The organism is Paenibacillus sp. FSL R7-0312 (assembly GCF_038004445.1).
GTDB lineage: Bacteria > Bacillota > Bacilli > Paenibacillales > Paenibacillaceae > Paenibacillus_AQ.
The window spans coordinates 110,418-135,536 of record NZ_JBBORE010000001.1 but is presented as its reverse complement, the minus strand read 5'-3'; the positions used below and the strand labels follow the sequence as shown (position 1 = coordinate 135,536).

General features: G+C 51.6%; 21 protein-coding genes. 17 read left to right on the top strand and 4 right to left on the bottom strand.

What is annotated here, in order from left to right:
- Positions 1-44: 44 nt before the first annotated feature.
- Both MKX70_RS00595 and MKX70_RS00590 read left to right on the top strand, forming a co-directional pair.
- Positions 45-1,523 (top strand): potassium/proton antiporter, encoded by a 1,479-nt coding sequence (locus MKX70_RS00595; protein WP_042232886.1) that lies wholly within the window; start codon positions 45-47, stop codon positions 1,521-1,523.
- A 231-nt stretch (positions 1,524-1,754) separates the two neighbouring features.
- Entirely contained in the window at positions 1,755-2,210 is a 456-nt protein-coding gene (locus MKX70_RS00590) for a Dps family protein (protein ID WP_042232888.1), read from the top strand.
- 86 nt (positions 2,211-2,296) lie between these two features.
- On the opposite strand, the gene MKX70_RS00585 is transcribed toward MKX70_RS00590, so the two are convergent.
- Both MKX70_RS00585 and MKX70_RS00580 read right to left on the bottom strand, forming a co-directional pair.
- Positions 2,297-3,001, bottom strand: a complete 705-nt coding sequence (locus tag MKX70_RS00585; RefSeq protein WP_042232890.1) for an AIM24 family protein — start codon at positions 2,999-3,001, stop codon at positions 2,297-2,299.
- Between the two features lie 52 nt (positions 3,002-3,053).
- A complete protein-coding gene (locus MKX70_RS00580; RefSeq protein WP_042232892.1) occupies positions 3,054-3,563 on the bottom strand; it encodes a hypothetical protein in 510 nt (169 codons plus the stop codon).
- A 212-nt stretch (positions 3,564-3,775) separates the two neighbouring features.
- Here MKX70_RS00580 and MKX70_RS00575 point away from each other — a divergent pair, with 212 nt between their 5' ends.
- The 10 genes from MKX70_RS00575 to modB all read left to right on the top strand — a co-directional run bounded on the left by MKX70_RS00575 (position 3,776) and on the right by modB (position 14,239).
- Positions 3,776-4,462 carry a M50 family metallopeptidase gene (locus tag MKX70_RS00575; protein ID WP_340839345.1) on the top strand — a complete coding sequence of 229 codons (687 nt, stop codon included), beginning with the start codon at positions 3,776-3,778 and terminating at the stop codon, positions 4,460-4,462.
- Between the two features lie 187 nt (positions 4,463-4,649).
- A complete protein-coding gene (locus MKX70_RS00570; protein WP_042232896.1) occupies positions 4,650-5,333 on the top strand; it encodes a hypothetical protein in 684 nt (227 codons plus the stop codon).
- A 234-nt stretch (positions 5,334-5,567) separates the two neighbouring features.
- Positions 5,568-6,533 (top strand): helix-turn-helix transcriptional regulator, encoded by a 966-nt coding sequence (locus MKX70_RS00565; protein ID WP_042232898.1) that lies wholly within the window; start codon positions 5,568-5,570, stop codon positions 6,531-6,533.
- A gap of 270 nt (positions 6,534-6,803) precedes the next feature.
- Positions 6,804-7,793, top strand: a complete 990-nt coding sequence (locus tag MKX70_RS00560) for an ABC transporter ATP-binding protein (RefSeq protein WP_042232900.1) — start codon at positions 6,804-6,806, stop codon at positions 7,791-7,793.
- Complete coding sequence (locus MKX70_RS00555) at positions 7,790-8,782, top strand: ABC transporter ATP-binding protein (protein ID WP_042232902.1); 993 nt, start codon at positions 7,790-7,792, stop codon at positions 8,780-8,782. Before MKX70_RS00560 ends, MKX70_RS00555 begins: the two co-directional genes overlap by 4 nt.
- A 120-nt stretch (positions 8,783-8,902) precedes the next feature.
- Positions 8,903-10,573, top strand: coding sequence for an ABC transporter substrate-binding protein (locus MKX70_RS00550; protein ID WP_340789956.1), 1,671 nt, complete (start codon positions 8,903-8,905; stop codon positions 10,571-10,573).
- A gap of 80 nt (positions 10,574-10,653) precedes the next feature.
- Entirely contained in the window at positions 10,654-11,658 is a 1,005-nt protein-coding gene (locus MKX70_RS00545) for an ABC transporter permease (RefSeq protein WP_340839344.1), read from the top strand.
- Between the two features lie 11 nt (positions 11,659-11,669).
- Entirely contained in the window at positions 11,670-12,563 is an 894-nt protein-coding gene (gene nikC / locus MKX70_RS00540; protein ID WP_042232904.1) for a nickel transporter permease, read from the top strand.
- A 204-nt stretch (positions 12,564-12,767) separates the two neighbouring features.
- Complete coding sequence (gene modA / locus MKX70_RS00535; RefSeq protein WP_442950501.1) at positions 12,768-13,547, top strand: molybdate ABC transporter substrate-binding protein; 780 nt, start codon at positions 12,768-12,770, stop codon at positions 13,545-13,547.
- A 29-nt stretch (positions 13,548-13,576) separates the two neighbouring features.
- Positions 13,577-14,239, top strand: coding sequence for a molybdate ABC transporter permease subunit (gene modB, locus MKX70_RS00530; protein ID WP_042133997.1), 663 nt, complete (start codon positions 13,577-13,579; stop codon positions 14,237-14,239).
- A gap of 59 nt (positions 14,240-14,298) precedes the next feature.
- Here the strand turns inward: modB and MKX70_RS00525 are convergent, their stop codons facing one another.
- Together MKX70_RS00525 and MKX70_RS00520 are read right to left on the bottom strand one after the other, a co-directional pair.
- Positions 14,299-15,918 carry a helix-turn-helix domain-containing protein gene (locus MKX70_RS00525; protein WP_042232908.1) on the bottom strand — a complete coding sequence of 540 codons (1,620 nt, stop codon included), beginning with the start codon at positions 15,916-15,918 and terminating at the stop codon, positions 14,299-14,301.
- Entirely contained in the window at positions 15,905-17,710 is a 1,806-nt protein-coding gene (locus MKX70_RS00520) for a sensor histidine kinase (RefSeq protein WP_042232910.1), read from the bottom strand. Before MKX70_RS00520 ends, MKX70_RS00525 begins: the two co-directional genes overlap by 14 nt.
- Before the next feature lie 224 nt (positions 17,711-17,934).
- On the opposite strand from MKX70_RS00520, the gene MKX70_RS00515 reads away from it, so the two are divergent.
- The 5 genes from MKX70_RS00515 to MKX70_RS00495 all read left to right on the top strand — a co-directional run bounded on the left by MKX70_RS00515 (position 17,935) and on the right by MKX70_RS00495 (position 25,039).
- Positions 17,935-19,500 carry an extracellular solute-binding protein gene (locus MKX70_RS00515; protein ID WP_042232911.1) on the top strand — a complete coding sequence of 522 codons (1,566 nt, stop codon included), beginning with the start codon at positions 17,935-17,937 and terminating at the stop codon, positions 19,498-19,500.
- Positions 19,501-19,577: 77 nt separating this feature from the next.
- On the top strand, positions 19,578-20,486 hold the full coding sequence (locus MKX70_RS00510; RefSeq protein WP_042232913.1) for an ABC transporter permease: 909 nt from the start codon (positions 19,578-19,580) through the stop codon (positions 20,484-20,486).
- Between the two features lie 24 nt (positions 20,487-20,510).
- The gene (locus MKX70_RS00505; protein WP_039302214.1) at positions 20,511-21,380 is read left to right on the top strand and encodes a carbohydrate ABC transporter permease; all 870 of its coding nucleotides are present in this window, start codon (positions 20,511-20,513) and stop codon (positions 21,378-21,380) included.
- 42 nt (positions 21,381-21,422) lie between these two features.
- Positions 21,423-23,633: an alginate lyase family protein gene (locus tag MKX70_RS00500; RefSeq protein ID WP_042232915.1), complete on the top strand. Its 2,211-nt coding sequence runs from the start codon at positions 21,423-21,425 to the stop codon at positions 23,631-23,633.
- Positions 23,634-24,031: 398 nt separating this feature from the next.
- Complete coding sequence (locus MKX70_RS00495) at positions 24,032-25,039, top strand: PocR ligand-binding domain-containing protein (RefSeq protein WP_042232917.1); 1,008 nt, start codon at positions 24,032-24,034, stop codon at positions 25,037-25,039.
- Positions 25,040-25,119: the final 80 nt, after the last annotated feature.

The window sequence follows — 25,119 nt, the reverse complement described above, 5'->3', positions numbered from 1 at the left end:
TTTTTTGCTGCGAAGTATGAATGGGAAAGGGGTGAACCGGATCGATGACTCATCTTGCAGATCAAATTATTCTGCTGCTGGCGGTCTTGCTGCTGGTAGGCGTGCTGTCCACCAAATTCTCCACCCGTTTTGGTATGCCCGCACTGGTTCTGTTTATCGCTGCCGGTATGGTGCTCAGCCATTTCATTTATTTCAACAATGCTTCATTAACACAGATCGCCGGGATTTTTGCGCTTGTGGTTATTCTGTTTGAAGGCGGAATGCAGACGAGTATGAAGGATATCCGTCCGGTCATGAAGCCGGCGCTGTCGCTGGCTACGGCAGGTGTGCTTTTGACAACGGGAGTTGTCGGTGTTTTTGCCAGATTTATATTAGGCGTGCCGTGGGCGGAGAGCTTCCTATTCGGGGCGATTGTCGGCTCGACGGATGCGGCTGCGGTGTTCTCAGTACTGGGCGGCAAAAACATTGATAAACGCCTGACCTCTACACTCGAAGCAGAATCCGGCAGCAACGATCCGATGGCGGTATTTCTCACCGTCTCCCTGATCGAATGGATACAGCATCCTGATACTGCAATCTGGAGTCTGGTGCTCTCCTTCTTCTGGGAGATGGGGATCGGTCTCCTGCTGGGGATTCTTATCGGTAAGCTGGCTACATATCTGATCAACCGGATTAATCTGGACTCTACCGGGTTGTATCCGGTGATGGCTATCGGCTTTGCGGTTCTGACCTACGGGGTTTCGGCGATGGTCCACAGCAGCGGCCTGCTTGCCGTCTATGTTATGGGGCTGGTGCTGGGGAACTCCGAGCTGATGTATCACCGTACGATTATGAATTTCAATCACGGCTTTGCCTGGATGATGCAGATTGCCATGTTCATCCTGCTCGGTCTGCTGGTCTTTCCCCAGGAGCTGGCGGATATTGCCTGGCAGGGCATACTGCTGTCCGTTATTCTAATGGTAGTAGCAAGACCTGCGGGCGTATTCATCAGTCTGCTGTTTGCCAAGTTCTCCTTCCGCGAAAAGACACTGATCTCCTGGGCCGGACTCAGGGGTGCCGTCCCCATTGTGCTTGCGACCTACCCGCTGCTCGCGGGGCTTCCGCAGGGCCGGCTGTTCTTCAATGTAGTATTCTTTGTTGTCCTGACCTCTGCGGTCATTCAGGGAACGACCATTTCACCACTGGCCTCACGGCTGAAACTGGTCGGCCGGGAGGATGCGGGCCAGCCGTCACTGATGGAACTCGTCGCCCTTGGCAAGACGGATTCCGAGTTCAATCATATCGGAATAGACCGGCATATGCCGATTGCCGGGATGCAGATAGCGCAGATCGGCCTGCCGGATGATATCCTGTTCACGGCAATTATCCGCAACAAGAGCATTGTGACGCCCCATGGCAGCACGGTTATTGAACCGGGAGACACGGTGTACGTGCTCAGCCCCAAGAGCAAACGGGACGAGATGCGGGCGATCTTCCGGAGCGGGAAGGGGAAGGCAGCGGAGACAGATATCACATTGGTTTAGGATAAATGTGAGCTTCTCTGCCGGACGGGGTGACTTGTGTCAATATAGGTTTTTTAACAGCATTGTGACGGAAATAATAGGATGTTCTGAAAGGGGAGTGCTAGAATTTGCAGTAACCTTATATTAGTAAAACGAGTTGCAATACGGCGTATTCTGTGTTAAATTGTATATAGATTTAGAATGAGTCTAAATACAATAACAAATAAATACACATCCCAGGAGGTTATTAGAATGAGTACACAAGTCAAAAGCCAAACTGAATTGCATGCTGCCCTGAACCGTCAGACAGCGAACTGGACTCTGCTTGGAGTGAAGCTGCATCATTACCACTGGTATGTCAGCGGAGCACAATTCTTCACGCTGCATGAGAAATTTGAAGAGTTGTACAATGAAGCTGCCGGTTATGTGGATGAGCTGGCTGAACGCTTGCTCGCCATTGGCGGACAACCGGCTTCAACCATGGCCCAATACCTGGCCCTCTCCGGACTGAAAGAAGCTGCCGGCGGAGAAAGCGCGAAGGATATGGTTGCTCAGCTGATTAAGGACTTCACTGTTGTAGCCGAAGAGCTGAAGCAGGCGATCTCTGCTGCCGAAGAGCTTAGCGACCAGCCTACTGCTGACCTGCTGATCGGTATTAGAACAAGCGTAGAGAAAACGTCCTGGATGTTGAACGCTTACCTGGCTTAAATCACATCAAGAGTATATAAGAAGAGCGCCCGTGGTATCCCCACGGGCGCTCTTTGCAGTGGAATGGCCGGTTATCCCGGCACGTTTTACTTGATAAATACTCCGCCAAACGGCAACGCCTCCCGCAGGAAGCGTTTGATAATGCCGTCTTCATTATTATCCCGCTGAAAACGCCTGCTCTGGCGTCCGGCCTGGAACAGTACAGGCCCGTGGCCGGTCATCTTCCAGTGATAGCTCATATGCTGGCTGGCGAGATGATTGCCGTAGACCGTAAGCTCAAGCCGGGCATTCTCGGGATAGGCAATAATACTGCCGGCATCGACGTACAGCGGATCAAACGGGTCAAGCTCGGCTTCACAGACGGTGCCTTCTGTCAGAATGCCGATGCTGCCATGACCGGAGAATTTCACCTTGATGATATCCCGGGTAATCAGCATATTCTTCATATTCAGCACTCTGGTCTGCATGGTGACTCCTTTGCTGTAGAAGAACAGATGCCTGAAATCATATAGCAGATCGCTCTTGCCGTCGAGCTGCAGCGTTTTGACCCGGTAACCGGGCGGCAATGCAGCGACGAACCGGCAGGGTCCGGTGATATCCGAACGGATCAGCTTCCGCTTGCGGTACATGCCCTTCACATCCATCAGCCGGTCCGCCCGTCCTGAAGAGGGGCCTTGATAAGCTATAATCTGCTGCGGATGGAGCACATGAACCTCTTCATTCTCTGCGACGGTAAAAGCAACGGCCTGTCCGCTGCCGCTGTCGCCTTCATCCTGGACGTCAACGTTCATTCTTCATGCTCCCCTCGTGCATTGCCGTGTATATGCGCTTCCTGCCCCGGTCTTAACGCAGCCGGTCGCTTCTTCTGGAACGGTGGCGCATGGTGAAGCGCAGCAACCGGATAAGCAGGAAATAACCCAAGATAAGAGCAAGTCCGGTGATCACAGTCACCTTGATCCGGTTATAGTAATTTTCACGTGCCGTACGGTCATTCTTCAGTTCATCGACGACTTGGCTGAGCTGGCGGTTCTGTTCCTGCAGGGCAGCGTTCTGGGCCTGGTAAGTCGCCATTTGCTGCAGCGTCTGGTCCAGCTGGTCTTTGGTCTGCCCCAGCTCGTCCACTGCCGTTCCCAGGTTCTCTTTGGTCTTCTGAAGCTCCTCTGCCGTCTGCTGATAGCTCTCCTGCAATTTGTTGACCTCTCCGGGCAGCTCCGAGAAGCTCTGTAGTCCATTATATAAATCAGTGAAATAGTTGGCTTTTGCCGCGGGGATATCATAGCTGAAAGAAATCCCGAGCAGCAGCAAGGCCGACCCCAGCAGCTTTATCATATTTCTTGTTGCGCGATTGTTCATTACTGATCACCACCTGTTATAGGCTTGTTGTACTCTTATTTTATCATAGCCGGTCCTGATTTGGGCAGTGCGGGCAGCTTTAGGCATAATTACCCTTCCTGTCTATGCAGGTAACCATATGTGTAATACAGCACAAATCATATGAAGGTTTCTATTATATTGAGTGTGCACATAAATTAACGTATACTTTGAACGGAAAGGAGCTGCTTCGAGTGAATAAATGGCTCAAAACGTTGTTGTTTCTGGCGGGTTCTGCACTGTTGACCCGGTTTATTCCGTTCTCATCCTTATTCCGTAATCTGGATACGATGTTTCACGAATTCGGCCATGCGCTGGTAACCCTGCTGCTCTCGGGGAGTGTGCTGCGGATAGAGCTGTATCCCGATCATAGCGGTGTAACCTATTCAGCGATTGCCGCAGGGGGGAGGGCAATTCTTGTATCGCTGGCCGGATATCCTCTGGCTTCACTCTTCTCATTGCTTCTCTTCTATTTATATAGTAGAGACAAGCGGCAGTGGGGGCTGATGATAGCCAGCGGTGTTGCGCTGGTGATGCTGGTGCTCTATGTACGGGGTGGCTTTGGGATGATTTGGCTGAGCGGTTTTATTCTGCTGAATGCCGCTATGCTGTTCCTTTGGCCGAAGGTCAGCAAATATTATTATTTATTTCTTGCATTTCTGACTCTGGAGGAGTCCGTGATGGGAACGCTGTTTCTGGTAACGGCTTCGGTACTGACGCCTTCCCGTGCGGGCGATGCAGCTAATTTGGCCAGATTAACACAGCTGCCGGCTATATTATGGGCGCTGCTGTTCTTCCTCTTCTCGCTGCTGTGTGCCAAGTGGGCGCTGGGCTTTTTTTTCAGGGAAGAAAAATCAGTGAACCGGGAAAGAAGCCTATAATGCGCAAAACTGTGTTCGTCATATTTTGACAAAATAATAGACTTTCGCAAAGAGGCAATTACCTTTAGTGGTAGGTTGGCTCTTTTTTTGTCGATATTATAGGACCGAACATACATTCCATGACAAGGAGTTGTCCGCCATTATTGGTACATTAATAGAAGACCCAAAAAAAGAAAGAGGTGGAAATATGCAAGCAAGTATTCAGCCCATATTTACTTGGAGCCAGGATCGAATTTTAGCAGGAGGTGCGAAGAATATTATCCTGCTCGTGGAATGGAAGGGAATGTCACAAGGAGAGGAATTCCGCAAGAAAAGCCGAAAGGTTGTAGCACGGGAGATTGAGCTGCGCGTATGGTTGGAAAGTCACGTATCGGTAACCGGATGCTACGGGTGTACAGCAGAAGAAGGAGAAGGCCGCTCCCTGCTGCTGAAGCTGGGCAAAATCCATTCCGGGCAACGCAGGTTTATTGCTTTGGAATTTACGATGTCAGGCATGCCTGCAGGCATACATGAGGCGCTTTGGCTGCAGTGGCAATACAGACAGCCCACGGTAGAACGTATACGTGAGCTACCGCTCAAGAAGCTGGGAATGGAATATTCACGTCATACAGATGTAATGAACGCTCAGTGTTGTTTTCATGTAGAGAAGCATGTAGAGCTGCTCAAAATGGAGGGATTATTAGCAGAAAGGGAAGTGACCAGAGCCCAAAATCATCAGCAGGTCTCCACGGAGAAGCTGCGGCGTCAGGCGGATAAATTGCTGCTTCTTGCTGCACGTTCGGGCGATATGCAGCTTGTGAAGGAAGCGGAAGCGCTCTATAAGCAGCTCGAGGCGGAGATGACTCCCTTAGGAAAGGTTGTAACGATATAAATGTAAAGAAGGTAGCAGGGATATAATAGGCAGTGATCATACATATAGGTTAAATTTTGAACCCAATTCGCAGAAATAGATAACGAATCGTGTAATATATAAATGTGGTAATATAGTAAAATAGTTCTATTATATTTTCTTATCTCGGTTATTACATCCTTGGTTATAGATATATATAACTAGTTTATTTAAAAATAATGGGTCTATTTTACCATGAATCAAGGAGAACTGAAAATGACAGACCGATTAATCCGGCTGATGCGCATTATTACGCTAGTTCAAGCCAAACCGGGAATTCTGGCCCGTGAGCTGGCGGAACGATGCGGCAACAGTGAGAGAACGATTTACCGGGATATGGATGCGCTGAGTGCCATGCATATCCCCATTACCCATATGGGACACGGTAAGGGATATGCTTTTATCGGTAATTTTGCACTGTACCCTTTGGATTGGTCAGAAGAAGAAGCAGCCGCATTTTCACAGTTGCGCAGTATTATGACGGATATCAAATCTTTACTGCCCCCGGAGTTCGAAGACGCCTATGAGAAAGTGATGGCCGCAGAATATAAGCAAAAGGCAGAAAGGGAAGAAACGATGGAGAGCGCGAAGAAGGAAGCGGGTCAGCATTGGATGGAGAGAAGCGGATCTCATGGAGATCAGCCATTCTATCTGGCCGGGATTCTGGATGCCGTGATGAAGCAGCGCAGTATACAGGCGGACTACAGTGAGAATGCATATGAAGAAAAAGGTATCAAAATTGATCCCTACTGCCTGGTCCCGTTGGAGAATCGTTTTCATTTGATTGGGTTTTGTCATCGCTTCGGGATCATCCGCACTTTTCATATTAACGGGTTCTCCAGTGTGAAGCCGCTGGACAGCTGGTTCTCCAAGGATAAATTTGATTTACAGGCTTTTATGGAGCAGAAGTGGTCTCTGGACCAGGATAGTCTGCAGGTCGAATTCAAAGTCAAGTTCTCGGAACGGATGATGGAGCGGCTTAAGCATGAGGAGATGTTTGTGAAGCCCAGCAGGGTAGACCGCCAGAACCGCTGTCTGCATTTTAAGGTAGCGGTAGAACAGGATATTGGCTTTGTTCACTGGATTATGAGATACGAGGAAGAAGCTGAGATTATGGAGCCGGTCTACTACCGGGAAGTTCTCAGAAATCAGCTCGAGAAATGGCTGTCGCTATACAAATAGCGCAGTTTTTCTTTTTATACATAAATAATTCCACTAATTGGTATTTAATTATTCATACAAAAACACTCATGTTAGTTATATGTGCAAATTTTCCTTGTCTAGTCGAGGTATATATAGTAAGTTATACATTAAATAACAACAATGTGTATTTATGCGGATTATTATAACGTTTCATGTCAGGTATTCGTTAATATATCTAACTTTTTAAATATATTTTCTATCCTGGCATTTGACCTTTGTTCAATTTTTAAGTAGAAGAGAGGTAGAGATTTGATCCAGCCCATTCTAAAAATTGAAAATTTGCACACCCACTTTTTTACCGACCGCGGTGAAGTTCCTGCAGTTGACGGTGTTGATTTGTACATTAATCCGGGTGAGGTTCTGGGTGTGGTCGGCGAATCCGGCTGTGGTAAAAGCGTAACCTCCCTGTCCATTCTAAAGCTGGTTCCGGATCCCCCGGGAAAAATCGTGGACGGACGCATCCTGCTGAAGGGCCGTGATCTTGTCCCGCTCAAAGAGAAAGAGATGCGTAAGATCCGCGGTGATTCGGTCTCGATGATTTTTCAGGAACCGATGACTTCGCTCAATCCGCTGTTCACGGTCGGACAGCAAATTATTGAAACCGTACGCCTGCACCGTGGCCTCTCCAAGAAGGAGGCCCGGGAGCACGCTGTAGAGATGCTCCGTAAGGTAGGCATTCCCCGGCCGGAGGCCATTATTGATGAATATCCGCATCAGCTGTCGGGAGGCATGCGCCAGCGTGTAATGATCGCCATGTCCATCTCCTGCAGTCCGGAGCTGCTGATTGCCGATGAGCCGACGACTGCGCTTGATGTGACGATTCAGGCACAGATTCTGGATCTGATCCGCCGGCTTAACGAAGAACAGGGGACGGCCGTTATGCTGATTACCCATGATCTTGGTGTTGTAGCAGAGATGTGCCACCGTGTTGCGGTTATGTATGCCGGCAAGGTAGTGGAGGAAGGCAGCGTACGTGATATTTTCAAGAATCCGCTGCATCCGTATACCCGAGGGCTAATCGAATCTGTACCCCGGATGGATGAAACCAGAGACCGCCTGCATTCTATTCCGGGCAATGTGCCGATTCTCAGCAAGGAAATGCAGGGCTGCCGGTTCGCGCCGCGCTGTCATGAGGTGATGGATATTTGCCGTCAAAGTCTTCCTAAGCTTACGCTCCAGGAGGAACAGCACAGCTGCAGATGCTGGCTGCATGAAAGTCAACAGGAGGATGCGGTATGAGTGAGAGCCTGCTAGAGGTCAAGGGTCTTAAGAAGTATTATCCGATCAACAAAGGATTCTTGGGTAGGGCACAGGGTGATGTCAAGGCTGTGGACGATATCTCCTTCTCGGTAAGCAAAGGTGAGACCTTTGGCTTGGTTGGAGAGAGCGGCTGCGGTAAATCCACAACCGGCCGTGCCTTGCTTCGGCTGATTGAGCCCACGGCGGGAGAGATTTGGTTCGAAGGTCAGGATATCACGAAGCTATCTATAGAAGAGATGCGGGGGCGGCGCCGGGAGATGCAGATTGTTTTCCAGGACCCGTTCTCATCCTTAGATCCACGCAATACTGTACAGCGTATTCTTGAAGAGCCGATGATTGTGCACGGAGTAGGCGATGCCAAGCAGCGCCGGGCTGCAGTAGAACGTCTGGCTGATGTAGTCGGGCTGGCTAAAGCGCATTTGCAGCGTTACCCGCATCAGTTCTCCGGCGGACAACGCCAGCGGATCGGGATTGCCAGAGCACTGGCGCTCCAGCCGAAGCTGATTATCGCCGATGAGCCTGTATCTGCACTGGATGTATCGATCCAGTCACAGGTCATTAACCTGATGCAGGATTTACAGAAGGAATTCGGATTGACCTATATCTTCATCGCCCATGATCTCAGCGTGGTGAAGCATATCTGCGACCGTGTAGCCGTGATGTATCTGGGGCGGATTGTTGAAGTCACCGATAAGCATAAGCTCTATGCCGATCCGCAGCATCCCTATACGCAGGCACTGCTGTCCGCAGTTCCTGAGCCCGATCCCGATATCCGTAAGGAACGGATCATCCTGCAGGGTGAGGTACCGAGTCCGGCGAATGCGCCGGTCGGATGTGCTTTTAATACACGTTGTCCCCGGGTGATGGAGATATGCCGTAATGTCAGACCTCCGCTGCAGGAGACAGGGTCCGGACATTTGACCGCCTGCCATCTGTATGATGAGGAAGTCCGATCCCGGCTTGCGTAATGAAATAAGGAAGAATTCAATACCGCTCTCTATGCATTGGCCCTGATATATGGCAGCGCTTTGGCGCAGCTCCATATAAACGCTTTAATACTTTTAATGAAAGAAGGGAGTTTTCTAGAGATGAAGAAGTGGAGTAGTCTTGCACTGGCAGTAACGCTGGGGGCGGTATTAACATTAAGCGGCTGCGGGGGTAACAATAACAACGCTGGCACAGAAGCGACAGCAGCAACGAATGCAGCGGCGACTACCGCACCGGATAGCTCGCCTGAAACATCGGCTAACACGCAGGATACGCTCATCCTTGGACGCGGCGGCGATTCTGCATCGCTGGATCCTGCCATTGTCACAGATGGCGAATCCCTGAAGATTGCCCATCAGGTATTTGATTCCCTGCTGGAATACAAGCCGGGTACCTCTGAAGTACAGGCTTCCCTTGCTGACAGCTGGGAGGTATCGCCTGACGGTCTGACGTATACCTTCAAGCTGCATCCGGGCGTGAAGTTCCATGACGGAACGGATTTCAACGCTGAAGCAGTAGTCTTTAACTTCACACGCTGGAGTGATCCGGCAAGTGAATTCAAGTTCGAAGGAGATTCCTTCGACTACTATGATTCGATGTTCGGTCCGGACGGCAGCCGTGTAATCAAAGAGGTTAAGGCTGTAGACGCAACTACGGTAGAGTTCACACTCAATCAGCCGCAGGCACCGTTCCTGCAGAATATTGCTATGACCTCCTTCGGGATTGCCAGCCCTGCTGCCATCCAGGAGAAGAAGGAGAACTTCAAGAACGAGCCGGTAGGCACAGGACCTTTCGTGTTCACGGAGTGGAAGCATAATGATTCCATTACACTGGACAAGAATTCGAATTACTGGAAAGAAGGGCTTCCTAAGCTGAATAAAGTCATCGTCCGCTCCATTCCGGACAACTCGGCACGTTTCAATGCTCTGCAGAACGGGGAGATCGATCTGATGGAGGATTTGAGCCCGGATGATCTGTCCACGCTTGAAGGCAACACTGAACTGCAGAAGATTGAACGCCCGCCGTTCAATGTAGCTTACCTCGGCTTCAACTTTAAGAAGAAACCTTTTGATAATGTGAAAGTAAGACAGGCGCTGAACTATGCGGTGAACAAACAGGCAATCATTGATGCATTCTTCTCAGGTCAGGCTACTGCAGCTGTTAACCCGATGCCGCCTTCACTGTGGGGCTACAACGATGCTGTGAAGGATTATGAATATGATCTGGACAAAGCGAAGGCGCTGCTGGCGGAAGCCGGTTACCCTGACGGTCTGCCGGATACAGTAACCCTGTACGCTATGCCGGTATCCCGGCCTTACATGCCTGACGGCAAGAAGGTTGCGGAAGCCATTCAGGCGGACTGGGAGAAAATTGGCGTGAAGACTGTAATTGAATCCCCGGAATGGGCGACTTATCTGGATGACACCAAAGCTGGCGAGAAAGATGATATCTACATGCTCGGCTGGACTGGCGATAATGGTGACCCGGACAACTTCCTATATACGCTGCTCGACAAGGATGCTATCCCAGGCAACAACCGTACCTTCTATGTGAATGAAGAACTGCACACGATCCTGATCAATGCACAGAAGGAGACGGATCAGGCGAAACGTTCCGACCTGTACAAACAGGCTCAGGAAATCATCAAAGCGGATGCACCGTGGATCCCGCTTGTGCACACTACACCGCTGCTGGCTGCGAAGGCCAATCTGAAAGGATTCGTTCCAGGCCCTACAGGTACGGAATATTACAGCGAAATTTACTTCGAATAGTATGCTCCATAAGCATTTCCTTGCCGCCGCGTGCCTGCTGCGGCAAGTTATGCTTAAGGACCACTGGAAGGTGAGCCAACTTGAACTCCTACCTATTAAAACGTGTCATGGTTTTATTCCCTGTGCTGATCGGAATGACGATTATCGTCTTCTCCATTATTCACGCCATTCCGGGTGATCCGGCAGAAACCATTCTGGGCCAAAAGGCAACCGAGCAGTCCAAACAAGTGCTGCGCGAGCAGTTGGGTCTAGATAAGCCTTGGCTGCAGCAATACTTCAACTATATGGGAGATTTGGTGCAGGGCGATCTGGGAACCTCAATCCGGACCAAAACACCGATTGCCAAAGAAATTATGCCTTATCTGGCGGCAACGCTGGAGCTTACCGCAGCGAGTATGCTGTTCGCTACCATTGTAGGAGTGAACGCCGGTATTCTAAGTGCCTGGCGGCAGAATTCCTGGTTTGATTATACCGCGATGATTATAGCGCTCATTGGCGTGTCCATGCCGATCTTCTGGCTGGGGCTGATGGAGCAGATGTTATTCGCGCTGAAGCTGCACTGGCTGCCCTCTATAGGCAGGATGGATCAGCGGAATCCCGTGGAGAGTATTACCAATCTATATGTGATCGACACGATACTGGCAGGAGACTGGCGCCAGCTGTGGACGGTCATCAAGCATCTGATCCTGCCAAGCATAGCACTGGGCACCATTCCGATGGCAATTATTGCCCGGATGACCCGTTCGAGCATGCTGGAGGTCATGAACTCTGACTATATCCGTACGGCAAAGGCCAAAGGGTTGTCGCAATTCCTTGTCGTATATAAGCATGCACTAAAGAATGCACTGATTCCCGTGCTGACCGTAGTAGGTTTGCAGACAGGTGCACTTCTCGGCGGTGCAGTGCTGACAGAGACAATCTTTGCCTGGCCCGGCGTGGGAAGATATATATTTGAGGCGATCAGCTCACGCGACTATCCGGTAATCCAGACCGGTATCCTGATCATTGCTTTTATCTTCGTGTTCATTAATCTGCTGGTGGATCTGCTCTATGCCGTCATTGATCCGCGCATCAACTACAAGTGAGGGGTGAACCTATGGGACAGGCATCAATTCAAGTAACGCCCCCGGCTGTACCTGCTGACAAGGTTTCCGGGCCTTGGCGGGATGCGTGGAAGGCTTTCCGTAAGAATAAGACGGCGATGCTCGGCCTTGGCATCATTGTGTTTTTTGTGCTGATTGCCCTGCTGGCACCCGTAATCGCACCTTACGGCTTCAAGGAGCAGGAGCTGGTCAACCGGCTCAAAGCGCCGTCTGCCGACCACTGGTTCGGCACGGATGATCTGGGAAGAGATATGTTCACCCGCATACTATACGGTGCCCGGATCTCCCTCTGGGTCGGCTTTTTCTCGGTTATCGGCTCGATTGTTGTCGGTACGTTTCTGGGGATTCTTGCGGGCTTCTACGGCAAATGGATCGATATGCTGATATCCCGCATGTTCGATATTCTGCTGGCCTTTCCGAGTATTCTGCTGGCCATTGCAATTGTAGCCATTCTCGGGCCTTCGCTGCAGAATGCGCTGTATGCCATCGCCATTGTTAATATTCCTACGTATGGCCGGCTGGTACGGGCCAAGGTGCTCTCCCTGAGATCGGAGGAGTACATAACGGCGGCCCGCGCAATCGGAATGACGAACAACCGCATTCTGCTGACCCATATTCTGCCTAACAGCTTAACGCCGATTATCGTGCAAGGGACACTTGGCATCGCTACCGCGATTATTGAGGCCGCTGCGCTTGGCTTCCTTGGACTCGGCGCACAGCCGCCCGATCCGGAATGGGGCAAGATGCTCTCGGATTCACGGCAATTCATCCAGAAGGCACCCTGGACGGTTATTTTTCCGGGGTTGTCCATTATGCTGACCGTGCTTGGCTTCAACCTGGTAGGGGACGGCCTGCGCGATGTGCTTGACCCGCGGATGAAGAATTAACTTCTGTTCACTGATAGCCCTGCAGGCCTTTGGCTTGTAAGGGCTATTTTTTCAGAGTAGCAATACATAAAGCTGGAATTATCACTTATTCATATCAATAATAACTAAATATAATTAAACATAATCAAAACGTATAGAAAAACCAAAAAAGATGTGATAGAATAGCACCAAAATATATAAGATACATATACGGGAGGAATGGAAATGTTCAAGAAGCTGGGGGTAGTGTTAGTGGCGGGATTGGTAGCGGCGGGATTGTCTGCTGCACCTGGTGAACAGGCACAGGCAGCTAAGAAAACTGAAATTATTGTATCTGCGGCAGCTAGCCTGCAGGATAGTCTTGACAAGATTGCCGCGACTTACGAGAAGCAGCATCCTGGTATTGATCTTATTTTCAACTACGGTGCTTCCGGTACGCTGCAAAAGCAGATTGAACAGGGCGCTCCGGCTGATCTGTTCTTCTCTGCAGGAGACAAACAGATGACTGCCCTGGTAGATGGCGGGCTCATCAGTGATCATACCGGGCTGCTCAAGAATCAGCTGGTCCTCGTGGTGCCTTCTGATTCGAAGACTTCCATTACTACTATCACCCAGCTTACCGATAAAGCCTTCAAGAAGGTGGCTGTCGGCCAGCCGGAATCCGTGCCGGCCGGGCAATATGCGCAGCAGTCATTGACGGCTAAGAAGGTATGGGATACGCTGCAGAGCAAGCTGGTCTTTGCCAAGGATGTCCGTCAGGTATTGTCTTATGTGGAGACGGGAAATGCAGATGCCGGCTTCGTCTACAAGACAGACGCGCTTACCTCGAACAAAGTGAAGATTGCCCTGACAGTGGGCGGACATGTGCACAAGGCCATTAATTATCCGGTTGGCATTGTGAAGGAGTCGCCGCATCAGGCGGAGGCCAAGGCATTCTACGAGTATGTACAGACAACAACGGCGGACGCGGTATTTACAAGCTACGGCTTTCAATTAGCACAATAATACCTACTATACAAATGGGGTGAGAAGAGATGGAGATCAATTGGACCGATTTTTTCGCCCCGGTCTGGCTTTCGGTCAAGATTTCGGTGATTACCAGCATTATCGTGTTCTTACTGGCTACGCTCGCAGCCAAGAAGATGGCAGGGCGGAGGTTCTTCGGACACAGCCTGGTTGAAACGGTCCTGCTGCTTCCGCTGGTTCTGCCGCCGACGGTTGTCGGCTTCGTCCTGCTGGTGATCCTCGGCCGGCGGAGCTGGATTGGCAGGCTGTATGAGCAGTTCACCGAGCATACTATTTTGTTTACATGGGGCGCGGCAGTCATTGCCGCAGTAGTGGTTGCCTTCCCTCTGGTGTACAGGACGGTTAAGGCGGGCTTCGAAGGTGTGGAGAAGGACCTGGAGGATGCCGCGCGGGCGCAGGGAGCCAGCGAGCTTCAGGTTCTGCGCTATGTAACTCTCCCGCTGGCCAGCCGTTCACTGGCCGCAGGTTATGTACTGGGGTTCGCCCGCGGACTGGGCGAATTCGGCGCTACGATTATGGTAGCAGGGAACATCCCCGGGCGTACCCAGACGGTGCCGACGGCAATCTATGTAGCGGTTGACGGCGGCAATATGACGCTGGCCTGGATGTGGGTATGCTCAATCATTGTCATTTCGGCCCTTATGCTGATGTTTGTTAACCGCCGGTCCTGACGGAGTGTAAGCTAAATTACCCCCGGTATCATCAGAAATTCTGGAGATACCGGGGTTTTTCATTGGGGCATTCCCATCCCCATTCTGCGGTAATCGGAAGGGGATACGCCGGTCTCTTTCTTGAAGATCCGGTTAAAGGACCGGTAATTCTCAAAACCGATAGATTCGGAAATTTCAAATGTCTTATGATCCGTGGTAAGCAGCAGCAGCTTTGCCTTTTCAATCCGCAGACGGGTCAGGTATTGAATGAAGCTTTCGCCTACTGCTTTTTTGAACATGGAGCTGAAATAAGGCACACTGTAATTAATCGAAGCTGCCAGCTCCTCCAGCTTATAGGGATAGCTGAGGTCTTCGCGCATATGTTGAATGATTCTTGTAATCGAAGCATCGATCTTCCGGCCGCCCTCCTGAAGCTGCTGAAGCTTGCGGAAATAATCGCAGGTCGCCTCGTGTACGGAGTCGAAGGTTTGGCACAGCTCCATTTTTTTGCGCAGGTTCGCTTCGAGATCCGCACCGCCCTCTGTTCCAATAACGTTATGGCTCATATCCAGGAAGACTCTCAAATATAAGGATTTGATCTGCTCCGGATCCCAGGATTGCTCCATAGCCTGGCGGTATAAGGAGAGGCGCTCCTGCTCCAGTGCAGCCGTGTTCAAATGCGGCTCCAGCAGTGCTTTCTTGAGTACCTTGCTCCAGAACCGGCTGAGCGGCTCCGGAATCCGCTGGAAACGGGCGATTTGTTCCCAATCCTCAATAGCGATGCTCTCGCCAAAGCGGTAAAAGAAAGGATAGGGTGCAGAAGCCAGCCGTTTCAGTGCCTCAGGCCTGGCCTTCAGCCCCTGTCCGAAGCTGCACTGCAGGGCAATGCAGCTCATTTTAAGATTGGTGGCAAAGGAATCCAGCACCTGTTCCGGGAAATTGGGGCGCATAGCCTTTGACGTTTCGGTGTATATGGCGAGAAAACGTCCCTTGTCGAGCGCGATGACTTTATGCGGGCCTATGCCGGCCAGCAGCTCCTTGAGTACGTTGACTCCGGCGAATTGCCACAGCTTCAGCTCTTCAAGCTGATCAATCGGGAAGCGAAGGGAATTCCTGTCCAGCTCCAGCAGCAATACCTTGAAGCTTTGTTCGTGAAGAGGGAGCTGGGAGTCCTCCAGACTGCGCAGCCATTTGGCTTCGGCTGCCGGATTCAGCAGCATATCCAGAAAGAGGCTCTGCTCAATCTCCACCTCGCTGAGCCGGACCTGCTGTTCCAGCTGGAGATGCTTTTCCCGGGTTTCATCAAGTGAGTTCACCTGGGAGGCCAGCTCCTCCATCGTCCGGGTCAACAGGCCGGGATCAGAAAGACAGTCATCTTTAATGAGATAGGCTGCAGCCTTCAGATGAATGGCCTGCTGGGCATAATGGAAATCCTGGTGGCAGGTAAGGATGATGATCTGCGGCGGACGTTCCCCGCTTTTCTCAATTTCGCTTAGCATCTCAAGTCCATTCATGCCCGGCATGGTGATATCGGTTACGACAAGCTCCGGCTTGTGCTTCAGGAACAATTCCAGTCCGTCCCGGCCGTCTTCGGCTTCGCCAACCAGCGTGAATAAATCGGCACGCTCTTCAATGAAATGACGGAATACCGTTCTTGCCGGAATTTCGTCCTCCACGAGTACAACTCTATAGGGATTCATGAGGCTCCTCCTTTACAAGAACATTCTCAGACGGCAGCATAATACGGATCGTCAGCCCTTCACCCGGGGCACTGGAGAGCAGAATTTGCGCATCCCCTCCGAATAGCAGCTTCATCCGCAGCCATACATTCTGCAGCCCGATGTTCTCCGTGGACTCTTCATGGAGCAGATGGAGCTGCAGCTTCTTCAGTTCGGCTTCCGCAAGGCCAATCCCGTCGTCAGTAATCTCAAGGATGATATAGTTCTTGCGGGTATCGGTGAAGACCCGTATACTGATATGCCCCTCCGGCGTTTTACGCGGAAGAATCCCATGGAACACAGAATTTTCGATCAACGGCTGGAGGCTCAGCTTCGGAATCTGCATGCTCTGCAGCGGCTCCTCGATGCTTGATTCCAGCCGGATTTGACATTTATACCGCATATTGAGCAGCCCCACATAATCCGCCAAATAATCAAGCTCCAGCCGAAGCTGCACGGTCTGCTCGAAATTCTCCATAGAATACCGCAGCAGCGCCACCAGCCGGCCCATCAGCGAATTTATCTTCTCATAATCCTTCATCATCGCGAACATGCGGATGGTATTTAAAGTATTGTACATGAAATGGGGATTAATCTGCGATTGCAGCGCCCTGATCTCCAGCTTGCGCTTCAGGTCCTCCGAATCATGCAAATCTGCCACCAGATCCTGAATGCGTACCGCCATCGTATTGAGCATCCGCCCCAGATCCCCGATCTCATTATTGGCAAAATGGGTGACCCGTGCATCGAAATGGCCTTTCTTCAGCGCATCGACCTGCCGCTTCACGGCCTGCAGAGGCCGGTACAGCTGATACCCGAAGCCGACCACACACAGCGCCCCCAGCAGGGCCAGAATCACCAGGAAGTAAGTAACCGTCCGGCGGATAATTGCGGCACTGGCAGTAAGCTCCTTGGACGGGATTTCCGAGACCACAATCCACTTGTCATAGGTGGAGGTCTGCTTGACGGAGACAATGGAGGAGCCTGATGCGAACTGGTCCGGACGGTTCAGCTCTGTCCAGTGCTTCAGAATCTCCTGTACCCGCCGCGTATCCTCCTGCTTCCCCAGCTTGCTGGTTGTGGCAATGGTCATGCCGTCTTCAGTCAGCAGCGAGATGGAGCCCTTGCTCCCGAGCTGGATATTCTCGATCTGCTGCTGATATTGGCTGTTGTTCATAGAGATCAGCAGCACGCCCTTGAGGTCCTCATACAAATCAAAGGGAACGCGTGAGATATAATAGGTTGAAGAGTCCAGCACCGCAAGTCCCGGCAGCGAGTGCTTGTCCAGGAAAAGATTGGGCCGACCCGATTCCAGATACGCTTCTATCAGCGGACGGTACCGGGACTCCCCGAGCTGGGCCGGGGCTTCCGTCGAAGAGAGCACCTCTCCGGTGATTGCGGAATAGACCTGCAGCCCCTCCACATTTCCGATAATGGCCGAGGCGTTGCTGAGCACGGAGATCAGATCCTTTTTGCGGACAACCTCCTCAAAATATTGAGCCGACGGGGAGACCAGCGCGCCCTGAATGGACGAGATACGGGAGTACTGCTCGCTTAATTCCCGCAGTCTAATCATGGTTAATTCAATCCGGTCTATGACCTGATTGACCAGCTGGGCGTTCAGGCGGTTCACCTGCTGCTCCACCGTTGTGCTGGAGACGCTTACAGAAATAAATGACAATACAATCAGCGGAACCACAGAGATGGCGAACATAACCACAATCATCTTGATATAGAAGCTCCGCCGCAAAAAGCTGAAGAAGGGTGAATTCATAGGGGCCACATCCGTTACTGGGTTTTGGACTCCGGATACCGGGCAGGCTATCCTATAAAGATTATAGTACATTGTAGAATGGGTAGAAACCTGGAACACAGCGAATCTTAAAAATGGTGACACTTTGGCTCGAATCCGGCATGTTCACAAGCCGGGGCGTCTTCTATAATCCAAAGTGTAAGGATAATGTAAACGCAATCAATACAAGCAAATGGGGGATGACAATGAGTTTCAAAAGAAAGCTTGTACCGCTTGTGGCCTCAGCGGCGTTGATGGTAACCACCCTGGCGGCCTGCTCCGGTGATAATAATCCAGCGGCAGGCAGCACGGCCGCACCGGAAGGCGGGACACAGGCGGGCACGGCCGCCAAGCCGGCCAGCATCAAGGCGATGACCATTCTCTTCGGCAATCCGCCGGAGATGACCAACAACAAAGCGCTCGAGGATCTGGAGAAGCGCGGTAATGTAGATCTGAACGTAACCTTCGTGCCATCCGAAGCCTACACTGACAAGCTCTCCGTGGCTGTATCCGCCGGAGATTCCTATGACCTGCTGCTGATGGATGGAGGGAAGGATGACAAATTCAACAACCTGGTGAAGATGGGCGCTTTTCATGACCTGACGCCTTATCTGGAGAAGACGGAGAACATCAGCAAGATTGATGAGGTTGTCTGGAACGGAGCTAAGATTGAAGGCAAAACATACGGAATTCCCCGGCCGCGCGGCCTGTACGGCGGCGGTGAAGCCAACATCCTGATCCGCAAGGACTGGCTGGACAAGTATAATCTGGAGGTCCCGAAGACCATCGATGAGCTGACAAATGCTCTTATGGTATTCAAGGAGAATGATCCGGCTGGCGGCGGCAAAACCATTCCGTTTACGATCTATGGTTCAGACGGCGTGAACAGCCCCGGACCTTTCTCGGGGGTACTCCCGATTCAATATGCTTTTGGTATCCCGAATGTATGGAAGCTGGAGGGGGAGAACGTCGTACGTGATTTCCAGACTCCCGAATACAAGGCATTCCTGGAGTGGCTCAGAGATTCCTGGAGCAAAGGCCTGATTGACAAGGATGCGCCGGTGCTCAAGAACCAGGGTCAGGCACGGAGTAAATTCCTCGCAGGTACTGCGGGTGCTTTTGTAGGGAATGTCAGTGACATCGTGGAGACCAACGTGGAGAAGCTGAAGCAGACGGACCCGAATGCTGAAATAGCGATTGTCGATGTGCTGGAAGGCGCAGACGGACAGAAGGGTGCTTCGATCCTCTCCGGGTACTACGGATTATGGGCGATTCCAAGCTCTGTGCCGGAAGAGAAGGTACAGCAGATTGTCGATTTCCTTGATTTCACCGCCTCCGAGGAGAATGTAGCCTTCTCCAAAGCGGGAGTCACCGGCATACATTCCAGTGATTTCAAGGATGGGGTGGCTGTACAGACCGAGGAGCAGAAGAAGCAGTATGAGCTGGATAAGCCGAACAATTTCATCCTGGAGAACCGGGCAGATCCATATGTGTACGCCAACTCCAAGGAACCGGAGATTCTGACGCTGCAAAAGACCGTGCTGGATACGATCAGTACCATCGGGGTGGAGAATCCGTTCCTCAGCTACAACTCCCAGTACGCCAGCAAGAATCCGGACAGCTATAAGAAAATGAGTGCTGTCATGACCAAATATGTGCTGGGTGAAGGCACCTGGGAGGATGTACAGAAGGAGATTGATACCTGGACTACGGGTGCAGGTGTACAGATTACCAAGGAGCTGCTGGATCAGTATCGTGCCGAGCATCAATAAGGAACACCTAAATATAAACAGAGGCAAAGGAGGGGGAGATCCCCTTTCTTTTGCCCATGGATAAGGAGGTTTAGCCTGTGCAGAGAGCTTTACGCCCTAGACGGTTTCATCAATTGTGGCCTTTTTATTTACTGGCGGCACCGGGTATTCTCTATTTTCTCATTTTTCATTACATTCCGATGACGGGACTCATTCTGGCCTTCAAGGAATACAGCCCGTTCAAGGGCATTATGAACAGCCCGTGGGTGGGGCTGGATAATTTCAGACAGTTTTTCGGAACCTCCGATTTCTATATGTTGCTGAAAAATACACTGCTGATCAGTCTGCTGAACCTGATTATTTATTTTCCGTTTACGATCCTCCTGTCGTTACTCCTGAATGAAGTGCGGCTCAAAGTGTTCAAACGGGTATCGCAGACGATCGTCTATCTGCCTCATTTCCTGTCCTGGGTCGTTATTTACGGGATTACGATTTCGTTCTTCGGGCCTTCAGGCGTTATTAATCATTATCTCAGCCAGTGGTTTGACGGCAATGCCAATTTCCTGGTGAGCAATGAATGGTTCCGGCCGCTGGTCATCTTCCAGTCCATCTGGAAGGATGCAGGCTGGGGGACAATTATCTTCCTGGCGGCACTGGCGGGGATCAACCCCGAGCAGTATGAAGCGGCCAAGGTGGATGGAGCGAGCCGGCTGCAGAGCATCTGGCATATTACCCTCCCCGGCATCAAGAGCACGATTGTTATACTGCTGCTGCTCCGCCTGGGCTCCTCTATGGACTCCAACTTTATGCAGATCTTCCTGATGACCAACAGCCTCAACCTGGATGTCTCCAATGTGTTCGATCTGTTCGTCTACCATATCGGTCTGGAGCAATTCAATTACAGCTTCGCGATTACCGTAGGCATGTTCAAATCCGTTGCCAGTCTGATCCTTGTAGTCGGGGCCAATTATGCGGCAAAGCTGCTTGGCGAAGAAGGCATATTCTAGAACAAGAACAGGAGTGGAGACGCTATGAAGCTCAAGGCAACAGGGTTTGACACCATTATTGTAGTTATTATCTGCTTAATCAGTCTGCTGGTTATTCTGCCTTTTCTATACATTATCGCGGTATCCTTCAGTCCGCCCGGAGATTCAATGGCCGGGAATTTCTTCATCTGGCCCAAGCACTGGACGCTGGATGCTTACAGCTATCTGCTGAATGCGAATACGTTCCTGACCTCGGTCAAGAACTCCGTTATTATCACGGTAATGGGTACGCTGCTTAGCCTGTTTGTATCGATTACCCTGGCCTATGCCTTATCCAAGAAGTTTCTGCCCGGCCGCCGCATCATGCTGCTGATTATTTTCTTCACCATGATCTTTCACGGCGGTATGATTCCCAGTTATCTGGTGGTCAAAAATCTGGGTCTGATCGATTCTTACTGGGCAGTGGTGCTTCCGGCGGCTTCCAGCGCTTTTAATATCATGGTCATCCGCTCGTTCTTCCAGAGCCTGCCGGAAAGTCTGGATGAAGCGGCAAGAATTGACGGGGCAGGAGAGTTCAGGATTCTGTATTCGGTCGTGCTCCCGCTGTCCAAACCGATCATCGCCACGTTTACGCTGTTCTTCATGGTGCAGTTCTGGAATGAGTTCTTCTCTGCGGTCATCTATCTGAATGATACATCGCGCTGGCCGATTCAGCCGCTCCTGCGGCAGATGGTGGCGATCAGTGCCTCCAATATTTCGGCAGAGGCTGCAGTTGACGCACAGCTTGCGGCCAACCTTGGACCGAATGTCCAGAATGCGGCGATATTGCTCGCCATGCTGCCAATTGTAATCGTGTATCCGTTCCTGCAGAAGTATTTCGCCAAAGGAGCCATGCTCGGTTCGATTAAGGAATAGATGCGGATCAGATCCGTTAAACCAATAAAGGTGAGGGTTCAAATGACGATTGGGTATAAAGACTTGCGCCATAATCCTATATATACAAAGCCGCAGCTGTCGGATGAAGAATTCCTCGGCACCATGCTGGACTTGAGCAGACCTGAGCTTGCCGGTGTGGCCGTACAGCTGAAGACAGGTGATGTCCTGGCTGCACGGAATGCCTATCTGGAGGTCGTTGCAGCAGGTAACAACGGGAGATATTACTTTGAAGTGAAGGATGTTCCCAAGCTTCAGGCGTATGCCGCAAGCTACTACGGCCATGAGGAGGAAGCGTTGCAGACAATCGCTGAGGCAGACCGGATCGTAGAAGGGGATATCCCGCTATTCAAAGGGAAAAGAGTGGTCTTTCCGCGCGGCACCTATGACTGGAACAGCTGGCTGTATGACAGCTCACAGTATCAGCTGCATCTGACCCGGTTCGTATATGTGAAGCATCTGTCCAGAGCTTATGCGCTGACCGGTGATGAGAAATACGCCAAATGCTTCAATGACATGATCAGCGACTTCATCGATGATAATAGGGTGCCGGTGGATGATACGTTCCGTTCCGAGCATTCGACCTGGGACCCGCTGTCTGTCGGGGTGCGGCTGTTTATGCTGCCGGAAGCCTTCATCATCTTCTTCAGCTCACCTGCGTTCGAGCCTGAGGTTAAGCTGAAGCTGATCAAGTCCTTCCAGGAGCACGGGCAGTATGTGCGCAAATACCATGCCGGCGGCGGCAATCATGTCTGCATGCAGCTGCGGGGGCTGATCCAGACGGCGCTGCTCCTGCCGGAGCTGAAGGATTCCGCAGAATGGCTGGAGTACGGGCTGCGTGAGCTGCCGGGATATATCCGCCAGAACGTATATGCGGATGGGGTACAGTTCGAAGGCAGTCCTAATTATCATCTGATCGTGATGCGCGATCTGTATGAACTGGTGGCACTGTTCCATAAGCTTGGAATCGACGCCGGGGAGTATCGCGACACCTTGGAGAAGATGTTCACTGTGACGATGCATCTGCTGGCTCCCGACGGACAGCTGGTCAAATTCGGCGATACCGATGTGCAGGTGGTCAGCGAGCTGCGCAATGTCATGAGCCTAGGCGCTTATCTGTATCAGCGCGGCGATTTCAAAGCGCTGGGGCATGAGCGGCTGCCGTTCTCCCTGCTCTGGAGAGTAGGGCCGGATGCGGTGCAGCAATATGAGCAGCTGAAGGCGAAGCAGCCTGCCGAAACGGCAGCCTGCTTCCCGATTGGAGGTTACATTACCTCCAGGCAGGGCTGGAGCCGGGAAGACATGTACATGGCGATGCGTGCAGGTGTTGGAGTGGGCGGACATGCCCATTCGGATGCGCTGAGCCTGGTACTCTACGCCGGAGGGCGCGAGCTGCTGGCGGATTCAGGCATGGGCTTGTTCGAGTGGAACAAGGAACGCAAGTACACCGTATCCACCCGCGCCCATAACACGGTAGTGGTGGATGGCGAGGACCAGCATGTCCGCAGCTTTCACTGGAATACGCCGGCTACGGCAAGCTGCAGAATCTGGGATACCCAGTTTAATGAAGGGTATGACTACACCTTTGCGAGCCAATACGGATATACCCGTTACGATGATCCGGTGATCCATTCCCGCAAGGTGCTATTCATCAAGAACAGCTACTGGCTGATCGTGGATCTGTTTGAAGCGAAGGAGCAGCACCATTATGAGCAGTATTTTCATCTGCCTACCGGAGGGGCGGGGTATGACTGCCACAGCGGGGAAGTATCCACACAGCTGGCGGAGGCCAATCTGCTGCTGAAGCATCTGCCGGCCGGCCACGCTGAGGACCAGCTGGTGCTTGAGCCGGGACTGATTTTCAAGCAGGGGGAGTATGCTGAGAGTCCGGTGGTGAAGCGTTCGCTAACTGTGACGGGGAGGACGGCAATCGTAACGCTTGCCATTCCGTTCGGAACGGAGAAACCTAAGGTGACCATTGAGCCCCTGCCTGCACGGATGAACGGGAACGAGCTATCTGCTGAAGAGGCAACGGCCCTGCGTATTGTAATGGGAGATAGAGTAGATGAAATCTGCTTATACCATGGCAGTGTAGAGGTGGAGGGCTACCTTGATCATACCGGCAATATCATTGCTGAAGCACTGCTGCCGCGCAAGAAAGAGCCGGAAGGCTTGGAGTTTGCCGGGGGCAGCTATAGCCGGGATGTTATTGTACATACCGGTTCCAAATCATAAAGGCTGAAATGAACAACGTCCATCCTGAACCGGGGTGGGCGTTGTTTTAGTTGTTCGTTGCGATTGGAATGCTGGCAGGACCGGCTAAGTCCAGGGGGTTCTAACTCTGCCAGGTTGTTTGAGAACGGACCGGGTGCGACTAGGGCAACTCTTACTCCTGGCCAAAATCAACTTTGGCTGGATAAACGGACTCCATGCTTACTTCCCTGCGACTATCTGTCCCCCAGCCGCCGCAGTAGCATTGCAAGAAAGCTTACCTTCTGGACGAGTCTGAAAAGTGGATAAAAATGAGACTGTTTTAAAGTGTGAAAAATAAGATTCCAATCTTCAATATAGTTGTTGCAACCGTTATCATGTTATAATTTTAGATATAATTTGAATGATTATGGAGGGACTCTATGCGGAACTCTTTGGAACTGCTTGAGGATGTCGTGGATACACAGGCGCTGCAGATCATTCAGGACGATCTTGCTGCGGTGACGGATATGGCTGTGCTCACCGTCGATGCTGGCGGCAAGCCGGTGACTCGGCACAGCAAATGCACGGACTTTTGCAGAGCGATGAGATCGGCCACCCAGTCCTCCCGGTTATGTGAGAGCTGTGATTACCGCGGGGGATATGCCGCACAGAGTATGCAGCGCCCCTATGTCTATAAATGCCATATGGGGATTGTGGATATGGCGGTACCGCTGGTAGTCGGCAGCAAGTACCTTGGCTCCATTATGCTGGGGCAGATCTCTATTCCCGCACAGGATACCGGTAAGAAGCTTGATATGCTGAGCGCAACCAGCACTCCAGATCAGAGGGAGCATGACAGCATGCTGGAGGAATATTACCGGAGCCTTCCGGTGATGTCTTATGAACGGATCGAATCCGTAGCCCGTCTGGTCACCCACATGAGCCATTATATAACCGGCAGGGTAGGCGCCAGGAACCGGACTTATGTATTCGGCACTTCTGCAGCTGCTGCGGATGTGAAGCTTACAGAAGAAGCAGCACTGGTACATGAGCTTCCCCGGCAACTGGTACAGGAAGAGGTGGACGGGCCGACTGACAGGAAGCAGGCTCCGGGCACAATAGGCGGGAGCCTCAGGCTGAAGCCAGCGCTGGAGCATATGCATGGGCATTTCCGGGAGCGGCTGAGACTGGCGGACATGGCCCAGTTATGCTGGATCAGCGCGGATTATTTCAGCAGGCTGTTCCGGCAGGAGACGGGCAGCACCTTTTCTTCCTATATAAATAGCCTTAGGCTGGAGGAAGCGAAACGTAGTCTGGTGGAGGGGGAAGAATCTGTGGTGAGCATCGCATATTCGCTGGGTTTTGAGGATAGCGGGTATTTCATCCGGACCTTCAAAAAAGCTACAGGAGAAACACCGGCGGTCTACCGCCTGAAGAGCCGTGCATAATCCATGCTGCGCTGGGAGTTTATAGGATGAAATGACGGAATAGTTCTATACAAGATCGTGCAATGCCAAACAGCAGCAAA